Source organism: Actinoalloteichus fjordicus (genome assembly GCF_001941625.1).
Classification (GTDB): domain Bacteria; phylum Actinomycetota; class Actinomycetes; order Mycobacteriales; family Pseudonocardiaceae; genus Actinoalloteichus_A; species Actinoalloteichus_A fjordicus.
Window position 1 is genome coordinate 5,567,815 of sequence record NZ_CP016076.1, and the last position, 12,347, is coordinate 5,580,161.

Sequence of the window (12,347 nt, forward strand, 5' to 3'; positions counted from 1 at the left end):
AAAAGGGGCGCACTGGGCGGGTCCGACGGCCGCCACCGTCGGACCCGCCGCAGGTTCCGCTGCACTTCGTCAACGCCCACGGTATGGAGCCGTGATCGGGCTCGACCGGGCCCGCGGCCCGAACGAGCCGAGCGCCGGACCCGTCTGACGTCCAGATCCTCCTCAGCGCCGACGCCGAGCCCCGGGCCGTCGAGGCGATCCGCATCCGCGTTGCGCTCCCCGTGGCCCCCGATCTGGCGGACCGCCGACGCAGCCGCCGCTGCACCCCTCGCGCGGCCTGGCCTCGGCCGCCACCGACCCGGTGCCCCGCCCGTCGGTGGTCCGGGCCGGGCTCAGCCGATCAGCTCGCGCAACACTCGCGCCGACGATCGCTCCCGCCGATGAGCGTCCAACACCCCGAACGGCACGTCATAGCCCGCCAGCCACTCATAGTTGTCGATCGGCGTCCACAGATACGCGCCCGTGAGATTCATGCCGCGCGCCCGTGCCGCACGCAGCTGTGTGTCGACGGCCCGCAGGTACTCCCCTCGCGCGGCGTCGTCGTTCCCGCCGTACCCGACTTCAGCCATTACCAGCTCCCGACCTGGCAGCGCGGTGTGCAGCCGATCCAGCACGATCCCCAGCCCGTCTGCCCAGGGCACGTACCCCAGTGGCCCCGGCGCCCGATCCGCGGGCCACGGCCGCAGCGATCCGTCCCCGGCGATCGCCGCACCGTAGTAGTAGGAGAATCCGATCTGATCAAATGCGGCAGCGGCAGGCAGCCAGGACCACAGCAACGCGTCGAACCGCGCCGTCGCCGCTACGGCCGCCGCGCTGTCGTCCGCAGGCCACAACGGCGCCAACGACTGGTTAGAGGTCACCGGCAGTCCGGTCGCCTCCCGCAACATCACCGCGGCCTGCGCATCGCATCGATGCATGACCTCCAGCGCCCGCGCGAACACCTCCAGGTCCCGCACCCCGGGCGGGAACGTCCCGTTCAGGTATGCCTTCATCGCGTAGGAGCCAGGATTGTTGATCGGCATCCAGCCGTCGACCTCGCCGCCGAAGTCCGCCGCGACCAGTTCGACCCACTCCCGCCACCGAGCCGCCGCGGTCGGCCCGGCGAACCCGCCCTCCTCGGCGAACCACCTCGGTATCGCCGAGTGCAACAGCGTCAACCACATCTGCAGACCCGCCTCCCGCCCCGCGGTCAGGACCCGCCGGACGTGCTCGACCTCCGCCCGGTCCACCCGACCCGGCTCCGGAACCACTCGAGCCCACGACACCGACGTCCGATACCGCGTCACCCCCAGTGACCGGATCAATCGCAGGTCCTCGCGGTACCGCTCCCGGAACCCGGTGCCCGCCCCGGACGCCGGGGCCTTCCCTGCCTCCTCCCACCGAGACCAGTCGTCCCGAGGCGAGGCCCCCTCATCCTGCACAGACGACGAGGCCGCACCCCACCACCAGCCACGATCGCCCGCGACCTGAGTCGTCTCGCCCACCGCCATACCTGTCGCCTCTCCCGTCACCATCCCCGCGACCACCGCCGCAGCACCACCTAGCACAGTCCGTCGCCGCACCGTCACATCGTGACATCGTGCGACGACACGTCCGGCGGCCCCGCCTGGCTCCTACGGTCGTCTGCGTCGTGCAGATCGTCTTCTGCTGCCAGGCGATCCCGTTGGCTCAGTGCTGGCCAACGGACCGTCGAGAGCGAGAGCACCGAGACGACGTCGTGTTGTCCTCCGTAGCCGATCGCCGCCGACAGAGCCTCAGCGGCTCGGCCCCGTGGCCACCGAACGATCCGATCCGGGTCGTGTCCCGAACGTCTTGGAGACGAGACGAAGGAGACGACGTGGTGAACGGCGCGGTGACGACTGGACAGGACTCCACGGCACGACGCATCCGCATGCTGGTCGAGCGGCTGATCGGCACCGTGCCCCCGCTGCGCATTCGCGCCTGGGACGGCAGTGAGACCGGCCCGACCGGGACTCCGGATCGATCTCCGCCGCGCGGGCGACGACCGACGGCGACATCGCCGCACCGGCCGTCGCCCCTACCCCCGACCAGGCCGAGGCCGCGCTGGAGCAGGACCAGTACGACAAGCTGGAGCTGGCCTGTCGGAAGCTGGGGCTCGCATATCCTGCACGCCGCGCGATGGCATGGCGTGCACGTGACCGGCGTGACGCTGTCTCTGTCACAGTTCGATCACGTCGGGGGACAGATCGTCGAACTGGGCATCACCGTTCGGGTGACTGTGCGGCCCCAGGACTACCGGGAGCTTGCTGATCAGCCCTACGATTCCGTCGCCAGCATCGAGATGGGTGAACACGTCGGCGAGGACCAATACCCCGTGTACGTCACCACGCTGCATCGCCTGCTGCGGCCCGGCGGCAGGCTGCTCCTCCGACAGATGAGCCGGGGCGCGAACGCGCCGGGAGGCGGTGCCTTCATCGAGTCCTACATCACGCCGGACATGCACATTCGCCCGTCGGGCAGCACGATCGGACTGTTGGAACGGGCCGGACTGGAAGTGCGCGACGTCGAGTCGCTGCGTAAGCACTACGTCACGACGGTCGACGCCTGGGCCAGGACCTTGGAGACGGACCGGGCTCGGGCGACGCGACTGATCGGGCCGCAGAGCTGCCGAGTCTGGCGGTTGTACCTCGCAGGCGACGGCCTCGCCTTCGCCGAGAACCAGATGGGTGTCGATCAGATCCTCGCGGTGCGGCCGACCCCCGCAGGGGACGGTCTGATGCCCGCCGATCGACGCGATCAGCTGGTGCCGAGCCTGGAACGGGGATTCGCCGCATGAGTCCGGAGGCGGTGGGCCCGCTGCTCCTCACGCTCGGGGTGAACGCGGCCGTCATCGCGGCGGTGATGCTCGGCGCCTTCCTGATCGGCCTGCGGCGCGGACGCCACGACGGCATCGACGTCGTCTGGGGCGCGGGCTTCGTCGTGATCGCACTGGTGACCTTCGCATCGTCGCGGGGGCACGGCGAGGAGCTGACCCGCGTTCTGTCGACCGTGCTCACCTCCGTCTGGGGTCTGCGACTGGCGACGCACATCGCGCGGCGCTCCCGAGGCGAGCCAGAGGACCGGCGCTACGTGGAGATCCGCGAACGCGCGGCGGGCGATCCGCGCCTGCATCTGCTGCGGGTGGTCTATCTGCCACAGGGTCTGGTGCTGTGGCTGGTCTCGACGCCGGTTCAGGTCGGGCAGTTCCTGGCCGATCCGATGACGCCGTTGCTGGTCGCGGGCGTGGTGCTGTGGCTGATCGGCTTCCTCTTCGAGACGGTCGGCGACCACCAGCTCACCCGCTTCCGATCAGACCCGGCCAACGCCCACCAGGTGCTGGACACCGGTCTGTGGCGGTACACCCGACATCCGAACTACTTCGGCGACGCCACCGTCTGGTGGGGACTGTTCCTCGTCGCCTGCCAGGGCTGGCCCGCGCTGCTGACCCTGCCCGCCCCGTTGCTGATGACCTTCCTCCTGGCCGGCGGGACCGGCAAGCCGCTGCTGGAGCGACAGCTTCGCCTGCGTCGTCCCGGCTACGCCCACTACGTCACCACCACGAGCGGCTTTCTGCCGCTGCCGCCGAAGAGAAAGCGAGTCGACAGGTGAACACCGGAGACCTGGTACCTGATTTCACGCTTCCCGACGAACAGGGCACGGCACGCTCCCTGACCGAGCTGCTCGCAGACGGCCCGGTGGTGCTCTTCTTCTACCCGGCGGCGATGTCGAGCGGCTGCACGACCGAGGCCTGTCACTTTCGCGATCTGGGGGCGGAGTTCCGCGAGGTGGGTGCGGTGCGGGTGGGAATCAGCGGCGACTCGGTGAGCAGGCAGCAGGAGTTCGCCGCGAAGCACACCTTCGACTATCCGCTGCTCTCCGATGCCGACGGCGACGTGGCGCGCCTCTTCGGGGTCCGCCGCCGGTTCGGTCCGATGGACATCAAGCGGCACACGTTCGTCATCGGCGTCGACCGGCGGGTGATCGCCGTGGTGAAGAGCGAGATCCGCATGTCGGTGCATGCCGACAAGGCGCTGGCGGCTCTGCGGGCTCACGCGCAGAGCGGGAGTGCACCCGAGGAGAGCTGATCCCCGCTGTCGGGTTCACGACGGGCCGTCGACGCCGCAGGTGCGGCGGCTTTCTGTCGTCCCTATACCGCCGCAGCCGCGTCGTCCCGGCGATTCGCCCGTCGCGAACCGGACAGGAGACCCCTCGGTCACTATCGTCGATCACATGTCACTCACTATGGGCAACGGTCCGTTCGCGAAGCCCCTCGCAGGCGAGTTGAACTTCGATCTGAGTGCCGCCGCGCCGGGACACGTGCTCTACGTGCATGATTTGGATCGCCGGATCAGGGGCGAGTTCGCCGGGCAGATCGTGGTGGACACCGTCCGCGCCAGGATGCTGCACGAGACGAGGCTGCTGCCGCAGTGGTACCTGCCGATCGAGGACGTCGTTCCAGGGGTGCTGGTCGAGAGCGAGCACCGGACGCGGTGTCCGTTCAAGGGCGACGCCCGGTACTGGCACCTGCGTGTCGGCGATCGGGTGGTCCACGACGCGGTGTGGTCCTACCCCGAGCCGGTGCCGGGCTGCCCGGACCTCCGAGGGCTGGTCGCCTTCTACCATGATCGGCTCGACGCCTGGTTCGAGGAGGACGAGCGGCTCCCGGCACACCCGCGCGATCCGTTCCACCGAGTGGACGCACGGAGGTCAGGCAGACGGGTGACGGTGCGCATCCACGACGTGCCGGTGGGCGAGAGCACCGATGCCGTCGTGTTGTTCGAGACCGGACTGCCCGCTCGCTGGTATCTGCCCGCCGATGACGTGGCGACCGAACTCCTGGCCCCCTCCGAGACCGTCACGACCTGCCCGTACAAGGGAGAGGCGAGCTACTTCCACTTCCGGGCCGATGCGGGAGATGCCGACGACGTGGCGTGGAGCTATCCCGAGCCGCTCGCGGAGGCACGACCGGCTGTGGGCATGCTGAGCTTCGCCGGCCCGGCGGTGTCGGTGACGGTCGAGACGTGACCGACGCGGCCTGACCAGCGAACCGGCCCGCACCGACAGCGCCCTTCGACCGGGCCCGACACGATGTCCACCCGCGGTCTGAGCAGCTTCTCGGGCCTGCCCCCGCCGAGCCGTGGAACGACGGCCGAACATCTGGCCGCCGTCAGGCGCAGTGCATACGTCCGACACCAGCCGATTATTTACCGCCGCTTCCTAGTGTCAGGGCCTAACACGGGTTCACGCCGTGTTCGCGGACGAGGCGGGGACGAGGAGTCCTCGGACGCCGCGATTCGATGCGGCCGGGAGGCGCGGGTGTCCGAGACTGCTGTCGTCAACACGAATGCACCGATCACTGTCGTGATCATCCATGACGAGCCCGCGATCACTGCGGGTTTCGCCGCCTGGTACCAGCTCGCGAGCCCCGCGATCTCGGTGGTGGCGGGCGGGCCCGACCCGTCGGTCGCCTGGACCGGTCCGGGACTCAGCGCCGAGGTCGTGTTGTTCGGCCTGCAGCACGGCGAGCCGACGGCACGCGCGGCCGAGGTGCGGCGACTGGCACAGGCGGGACGGCGAGTCCTGCTGCACGCGGGCACCTGGCCGTGGGCCGAGACGGACTCGGCGAGCGTGCGGTGTCTGCCGCGCAGGGTGACCAGGGGCCAGCTGGTGAGTGCCACCCGGCTGGCGGCGCGCGGCGGCACGACGTCGCAGCTGCCGGTGGTCGCGATCCCGGCGCTCTCGCCTCGCGAGGTCGACGTCCTGCGTACCTGGCTGCGCTGCCGGTCGAAGTCCTCGGTGGCCACCGAACTTCAGCTCTCGGCTCGAACGGTCAGCTCCTATCTGGAGCGGATCAGGTTCAAGTACGAGCACGCGGGCAGGCCTGCCTCGACCAAGACCGACCTGCTCGCCAGGGCCCTACAGGACGGGTTGATCAGCCTCGCCGAGATCTGAAGGCAGCGGCGCCTTCGCCCGTCGGACGTCTCATCAGGTGCGTTCACCGAGGCCATGGCGCCGGAGCCCCACAGTAGATCGCGCGAATGTGCCGTCGGCTCCGGTAGCGGAGCCCGACGGCACGTTCCGGCGGTCACGACGGTGGTGGTCGGCGAGGTCGGTCGTTGCCGTCCGCTCGGTGCGTCCTCTCGCTACGTCGTCGCCGGGTCAGCCCGCTGCGAGGACGGCGGTCGAACTCGGCGCGACACTGCTGAACGCGGGCAGGTAGGCCTGGGCGTGTCCGACCGCGTTCGGGTGGAAGGACTCGTTGATCGGCCAGGCGATCGAGTTGATCCACGGAGTGCTCGCGCACACGCCGTGGCCGTCGAACTGGGTCCGCACGTCGGCGTAGGTGAAGCCCGCCGCCCCGGCGCGGGCCGCAGTGACGTCGGCGAGCAGGTCGGCCGTGTCGTTCAGCAGTGCGCGCGACGCCTGGGAGAGGATGCAGGCCCCGGTCGGGTGGAAGAGGCGCGGGTAGCCGAGCACGACCACCGAGGAGTTGGGCGCCGCGCTGCGGATCGCCGCGTAGGTGGCGTCCAACTGCGCGGGCAGCTCCGTCTGGATGTAGGCGTTCGCCTCGGCGGCCGCGTCGCGGCATCCTGCGGTGCCAAGGATCGTGCAGGTGGTGATCACCTCCACGAATCCGGCGTCGTTGCCGCCGATCGAGATGCTCACCAGGTCGGTGTCGGCGTCCAGACCGCCGAGCTGGTTGGCGACGACGTCGTCGGTGACCGCGCCGGAACAGGCCGCGAAGGTGAAGGAGGAGACCTCGTTCGCCGCGGCCCAGAGTTCGGGATAGGCGCCGGGGCTTCGCAGACACGAGCCGCTGTCCGGGTCGTAGTCGCCTATCCCCGTTCCCGAGGCATAGGAGTCGCCGAGGGCGACGTAGTCGACGGGGGCGGCAGGGGCCGTCTCTTCGGCCGACGCGGCCGGTGCCCCCAAGGAGACGGCGATCAGCGCACCGGCAAAAGCGCTGGCTATGCGAGCAAAACGCACGGTTACCTCCGAGTAGATACGTGAGATCACTACGTACCACGCACCTATTCGGGGAGGAAGTTTCCGACACCATGTCTGACCGTCTGGACCAAGGACCACCCGGCCAGGCAGAGATCAGGCGGCGAATCGACCGACAGTCGGTGACACCGCCCCGCTAGGCCTCACCCGTTGAGGGGCTACCTGGCTGGGCCATGTGTTGGCAATGTGAAGAGATTATGACAATTGCGGCGGACCCGGATCGGGAACGCCGAGCGGTTCATGCGACACCCGCCGACGGGACCACGGCGATATTCGGCAGGCGCCTGCCCTGCAGGATCGCCTGCAGCGCACCACAGCACCCCCACCGCGGACCGGACGACCTCGCCGAAGCGATCTGCATCGCCGCACGAGCCGATCACACAACAAGGCGTCGCTGAAACGGATGGATACGCAACAGACCGCGCAGGTCAACCGGGATTCGCGAACTGATATTCGCCCGTGCGGCCTCTAGCCTGAGGCGCATGACGGCCACCACCGAGAACTCGGCGATCAGTCCCTCCGCGACCGGCGCCGCCGAGACACACTCCGCAGCAGCGGGCACCGCCCAGGCAGGCCTCGCCGCCGCCGAGCACATCGCCCTCGACGAGCAGTGGAGCACGCACAACTACCACCCGCTGCCGGTGGTCATCGCCGAGGCACAGGGCGCGTGGGTGACCGACGTGCACGGCAGGCGCTACCTCGACCTCCTGGCCGGCTACTCCGCGCTGAACTTCGGCCATCGGCACCCCGACCTCGTCGCTGCGGCGGTCGAGCAGCTCGGCCGCGTCACACTCACGAGCCGCGCCTTCCACCACGACCAGCTGGGCCTGTTCTGCCGTGAGCTGGCCGAACTCACCGAGACCGAGCTGGTCCTGCCGATGAACTCCGGCGCCGAGGCCGTCGAGTCGGCCGTCAAGGTCGCCCGCAAGTGGGCTTATCAGGTCAAGGGCGTGCCGGACGGTCGGGCCGAGATCATCGTCGCCGGGTCGAACTTCCACGGCCGCACCACCACGATCGTCTCCTTCTCCACCGACCCGACGGCGCGCGCCGACTTCGGGCCGTTCACCCCGGGTTTCGTGGTCGTCGACTACGGCTCGGCGCAGGCAGTGGCCGAGGCGATCACCGAGCACACCGCCGCCGTGCTGGTGGAGCCGATCCAGGGCGAGGCGGGCGTGGTGGTCCCCCCGGCGGGCTATCTGGCCGAGCTGCGCAGGATCTGCGACGACAACGGCGTGCTGCTGATCGCCGACGAGATCCAGTCGGGGCTCGCCCGCACCGGCGAGCTGCTCGCCAGCTCCGCCGACGGGGTTCGCGCCGACCTCTACACCCTGGGCAAGGCGCTCGGCGGCGGGATCGTGCCCGTCTCCGCCGTGGTCGGGCGCCGGGAGGTCCTCGGCGTCCTGCGCCCCGGCGAGCACGGGTCCACCTTCGGCGGCAACCCCCTGGCCTGCGCCGTCGGCCGGGCGGTCATCCGCCTGCTGGCCACCGGCGAGTACCAGCAGCGGTCCCGCGAGTTGGGCGCGCACCTTCATCGGCGGCTCGGCGAGCTGGTCGGGCACGGGGTCAGCGCGGTTCGCGGCCGAGGCCTGTGGGCCGGGGTGGAGATCGCCCCGGAGGGCCCCGCCGGACGGGCGGCGACGGCGGCGCTGCTGGAGCGTGGCGTGCTGTGCAAGGAGACTCAGGACACGACCCTGCGGATCGCGCCGCCGCTGGTCATCACCGAGTCGGAGCTGGACGAGGGCGTCGACGCCGTCGGCGAGGTCCTGTCGCGCTGATCGCGGGAGTGGGGGCGGGCGGGCGAAGCCGGGTTCGGTCGAGTACTGCCGCGCTGCGGCGCAGCCGGTATGCCACTCGATCGATATCTTGCCAAGATCGAACACCTGTTCGATCATCGAATCATGACTGCTCGCCGCCTTCTTCGACTGTTCGACACCCTCCGCACCACGACTGCTGCAGCGGCGGCGCTGATCGCCAACCTGGCGGCTCGCGCGTCGCGGTGTGCGGCTGCGCACCGAGGCGCGACCGCGACAGCGCCGCCCCGCCGGAGAACGCATTCCGACGACCGTCGTCACGATCACCGCCCGCCGCCGACGGCCGAGTCGGGCGGACCGCTGCCCGCCCGACCAGCATCGCCGAGCCGAGCCGCCCTGCCTCGGCCGCGCGCCGATCAGCGGCCGCCGATCCGCCGATCAGGCAGGCCTGCTCCGCCGGGCCAGTGCGGGCGCCGCGTCCTGATCCAGATCGGTCGAGGCCCGAGACAGCGCGATCAGCCTGCTGATCGCCCGCAGGTACTTCTTGCGGTAGCCGCCGCGCAGCATCTCCTCGGTGAACAGCTCGGAGACCGGCACGCCGGAGACCACCACCGGCACCGCCCGGTCGTAGAGCCGGTCGGCGAAGGACACCAGCCGCAGCGCCACATCCTGGCCGGTGGCGGGACGCACGCCCCGCAAGTGGACGACGCTCACGTCGTCGACGAGCCTGCCGTATCGAGAAGGGTGCAGCGTGCCGAGGTGCGTGCACAGCTCGTCGAAGTCGTCGATGCTCGCACCGGCCAGGGCGTCGGCCCGCTCTCGCAGCACGGCATCGGACACCGGCGACGGGGCGTCGGGCAGGCCGCGGTGCCGATAGTCGGCGCCGTCGACCCGCACGATCTCGAAACGCTCCGCCATGGCGTGGATCTCCCGCAGGAAGTCGCCTGCGGCGAAGCGCCCCTCGCCGAGACGGTCCGGCAGCGTGTTGGAGGTCGCCGCCACGCAGACCCCGGCCGAGGTCAGCTCGGCGATCAACCTGGTGACCAGCATCGTGTCACCGGGATCGTCCAGCTCGAACTCGTCGATCGCGAGCAGGCTGTACTCCGAGAGCCTGCGCACCGTCTCGCCGAAGCCCAGCGCTCCGACCAGGTGGGTCAGCTCCACGAAGGTGCCGAAGGCCTTGGGCTCGGGCACCTCGTGCCAGATCGCCGCGAGCAGGTGCGTCTTGCCGACGCCGAAACCACCGTCGAGATACAGTCCTGGCCTGCCCGCCTGTGGCCTGTCGGCTCCGGTGAGCGCCTGCCACCACGACCGGCGCGCGCGGCCCGCACCGACTCGGCCTGCGAACTCGCGGCAGGCCGTCAGCGCCGCCGACTGGCTCGGCTGCGCCGGGTCGGGCAGGTAGGTGTCGAAGCGGACGCCGTCGAATCTCGGCGGCGGACACATCGCCGCCACCAGCTCGTCCGGTCCGACCTCAGGGGAGCGGTCGGTCAGATGGGTGGCGGGCATGCCCTTGAGCCTAATCCTCGCACCAGGATGGAATCGTGCAGAGCCTCTTCATCGCCACGACGGAGACCCCCAGCACCACAGTCGGGCCCGGCGCCGCCCAGGCCGCCGAGCCGGGCCGGGCACTGTCGGAACTCGACGTCGAGGCCGTCTACGCCTATCCGGAGCCGCTGGACCGGCCCTGGCTGCGGGTCAACTTCGTCACCAGTCTCGACGGCGCCGCCAGCGCGGTCGACGGCCGCTCCCGCTCGCTGTCCAGCCCGGCCGACCGCCGGATGCTCGCCCTGCTCCGTGACCTCTCGGACGTCATCCTGGTCGGCGCCGGGACCGCCGTGGCCGAGGGGTACCGGGCGGTGCGGCCGCAGGAGAGCCGGGCCGAGCGACGCGCCAGGCTGGGGCTTACCTCCCTCCCGCCGATCGCCGTCGTCACGGCCACCGGTGATCTGGACCCGGCGAGCGGGCTGTTCGGCGACGCCTCGGTCGACGCGCCGACGATCGTCTTCACCACGGACGCCGTCGGGCGGGACCGCCGACGCGCGCTGACGAGCGCGGGCGCCGACGTGGTGATCGTCGGGGACCAGGCCGTCGACCTTGTCGCCCTGCTGGCTGAGCTGGACGGGCGAGGCCTGCGCCGCGTCTGCTGCGAGGGCGGTCCTCGGCTGTTCGGCTCGTTGATCGCCGCCGACGTCGTGGACGAGCTGTGCCTCACCGTCGCACCGCTGTTGGAGGGCGGCACCGCGCCCCGGATCTCGGCCGCCGCGCCGACCGTCCGGCCGCCGAGCGCGATGACCCTGCGCTCGGTACTGCACGCCGACGGCCAGCTTTTCCTCCGCCACGCGCGGACTCAGGGCTGATCCGGCCGTCGGCTCATCGCCTCGCCCGGCGCGGCTCGATGCCGATGCCGGGCAGCCGGCCTCGCCCTGGGACACCGCCGGCCGCTTCGCAGGCGCCCTTCGGACGGGTGAGTCCGGGACCACCCGATGGGGTGGGGTCGGGTAGGTCTGGTCCCTCGCGGGCACCACGGGCGGACAGACCATGCGCGCCCTGCCTCGGTGGAAGACCGGTGTCAGCCCGGCCCCGGCGAGGCGGCACCGGGGCACGGTCGGGCGACGAAAGGACCACTGCCATGGCAGCGAGCAGCGGGGTGACTCGCAACGACGAGCCGGGCACGATCGATGTGAGCCTGCTGTCTGGGCCGACGCATGCCTGGGCGGCCGGCGAGCGACAGGCGGGCAAGACCAGCATCTCCCCCGCCGTGGTGCAGAAGGTGGCGGGCATCGCGGCCAGGGAGATCGCAGGCGTGGCCGCGATGGGCGGCGGGGTGTCCCGTGCGTTCGGGGCGCTGCGCGAGCGGATTCCCGGCGGCGGCACCTCGGCCACCGCAGGTGTGCAGGTCGAGGTCGGTGAACGGCAGGCGGCCGTCGACCTGGACATCATCGTCGAGTACGGCATGTCCATCGCCGAACTGGCCAGGGCGGTGCGTCGCAATGTCGTGACCGCCGTCGAGCGCATGACCGGGCTCGACGTGATCGAGGTCAACATCGCGGTGAACGACATCCGGCTCCCCGAGGAGGAGAGGCCGGAGCCCGCCTCTCCCCGAGTCGAATGACCGGGCCGTCCGCCGGGCCGCCCGCTGCAGCGCCATCGGCATCGCACCTGCGACGCGCGGATCGAGCGGACGGCTCGACCCGGCGCCGACGAGCGGACGACGGTCCCGGTGGTGCGCCGCCGTCCGAGAGGCCCAGAGCCGATCGGAGCCGCCGATGACCGCCCGGCGGCCTGCGTCGGCGGAGCGGGCGGCACTCCGCGCGTTCGTCCGCGAGCACCATCCCGACCTCGGCGGCGATCCCGACCGATTCGCCGAGGGCCTGCGCAGCCTCCAGGAGGCCCGTCGCCGGGCCGAACTCGGCCTCGAGGCGTCCGGACGTCATCGCGCCGACCCCGCAGGCAGGCCCTCGCCCGCTGATCGCTTCGACGCCCCCATCGTCGTTCGCAGGCGCGACACGGCCGGCACCAGGCTGATGCGTCGCCTCCGCTGCTGGGCGGGCAGGCGACGGCGCCCGTCCCGCGTCCGATGAATCCGGT

Annotated in this window: 12 protein-coding genes; 9 read left to right on the forward strand and 3 right to left on the reverse strand. The window is 70.9% G+C overall.

Features of this window, described 5'->3' with window-relative positions; translation table 11 throughout:
* Positions 1 to 332 precede the first annotated feature (332 nt).
* Positions 333 to 1,484, reverse strand: coding sequence for a family 1 glycosylhydrolase (locus tag UA74_RS23680; RefSeq protein ID WP_198042845.1), 1,152 nt, complete (start codon positions 1,482 to 1,484; stop codon positions 333 to 335).
* Between the two features lie 680 nt (positions 1,485 to 2,164).
* Between UA74_RS23680 and UA74_RS23685 the strand changes: the two genes are divergently transcribed.
* From UA74_RS23685 to UA74_RS23705, 5 genes are all read left to right on the forward strand, one after another.
* The gene (locus tag UA74_RS23685; protein ID WP_404799949.1) at positions 2,165 to 2,797 is read left to right on the forward strand and encodes a class I SAM-dependent methyltransferase; all 633 of its coding nucleotides are present in this window, start codon (positions 2,165 to 2,167) and stop codon (positions 2,795 to 2,797) included.
* Complete coding sequence (locus tag UA74_RS23690) at positions 2,794 to 3,609, forward strand: DUF1295 domain-containing protein (protein ID WP_075742225.1); 816 nt, start codon at positions 2,794 to 2,796, stop codon at positions 3,607 to 3,609. Before UA74_RS23685 ends, UA74_RS23690 begins: the two co-directional genes overlap by 4 nt.
* Positions 3,606 to 4,085, forward strand: a complete 480-nt coding sequence (locus tag UA74_RS23695) for a peroxiredoxin (RefSeq protein WP_075742226.1) — start codon at positions 3,606 to 3,608, stop codon at positions 4,083 to 4,085. Before UA74_RS23690 ends, UA74_RS23695 begins: the two co-directional genes overlap by 4 nt.
* Before the next feature lie 145 nt (positions 4,086 to 4,230).
* Positions 4,231 to 5,025, forward strand: coding sequence for a DUF427 domain-containing protein (locus UA74_RS23700; RefSeq protein WP_075765507.1), 795 nt, complete (start codon positions 4,231 to 4,233; stop codon positions 5,023 to 5,025).
* A gap of 291 nt (positions 5,026 to 5,316) precedes the next feature.
* Entirely contained in the window at positions 5,317 to 5,952 is a 636-nt protein-coding gene (locus UA74_RS23705) for a helix-turn-helix transcriptional regulator (protein WP_075742228.1), read from the forward strand.
* 207 nt (positions 5,953 to 6,159) lie between these two features.
* On the opposite strand, the gene UA74_RS23710 is transcribed toward UA74_RS23705, so the two are convergent.
* Entirely contained in the window at positions 6,160 to 6,987 is an 828-nt protein-coding gene (locus UA74_RS23710; protein ID WP_075742229.1) for an SGNH/GDSL hydrolase family protein, read from the reverse strand.
* A 500-nt stretch (positions 6,988 to 7,487) separates the two neighbouring features.
* Between UA74_RS23710 and rocD the strand changes: the two genes are divergently transcribed.
* A complete protein-coding gene (gene rocD, locus UA74_RS23715; RefSeq protein ID WP_083683546.1) occupies positions 7,488 to 8,780 on the forward strand; it encodes an ornithine--oxo-acid transaminase in 1,293 nt (430 codons plus the stop codon).
* A 414-nt stretch (positions 8,781 to 9,194) separates the two neighbouring features.
* On the opposite strand, the gene zapE is transcribed toward rocD, so the two are convergent.
* Entirely contained in the window at positions 9,195 to 10,265 is a 1,071-nt protein-coding gene (gene zapE / locus UA74_RS23725) for a cell division protein ZapE (protein WP_075765509.1), read from the reverse strand.
* A 35-nt stretch (positions 10,266 to 10,300) separates the two neighbouring features.
* On the opposite strand from zapE, the gene UA74_RS23730 reads away from it, so the two are divergent.
* The 3 genes from UA74_RS23730 (at position 10,301) to UA74_RS23740 (ending at position 12,340) form a co-directional block, all read left to right on the forward strand.
* Positions 10,301 to 11,116 (forward strand): pyrimidine reductase family protein, encoded by an 816-nt coding sequence (locus UA74_RS23730; RefSeq protein ID WP_083683548.1) that lies wholly within the window; start codon positions 10,301 to 10,303, stop codon positions 11,114 to 11,116.
* 272 nt (positions 11,117 to 11,388) lie between these two features.
* Complete coding sequence (locus tag UA74_RS23735) at positions 11,389 to 11,871, forward strand: Asp23/Gls24 family envelope stress response protein (protein ID WP_083683549.1); 483 nt, start codon at positions 11,389 to 11,391, stop codon at positions 11,869 to 11,871.
* A 154-nt stretch (positions 11,872 to 12,025) separates the two neighbouring features.
* Complete coding sequence (locus UA74_RS23740; RefSeq protein ID WP_075742232.1) at positions 12,026 to 12,340, forward strand: hypothetical protein; 315 nt, start codon at positions 12,026 to 12,028, stop codon at positions 12,338 to 12,340.
* Positions 12,341 to 12,347: the final 7 nt, after the last annotated feature.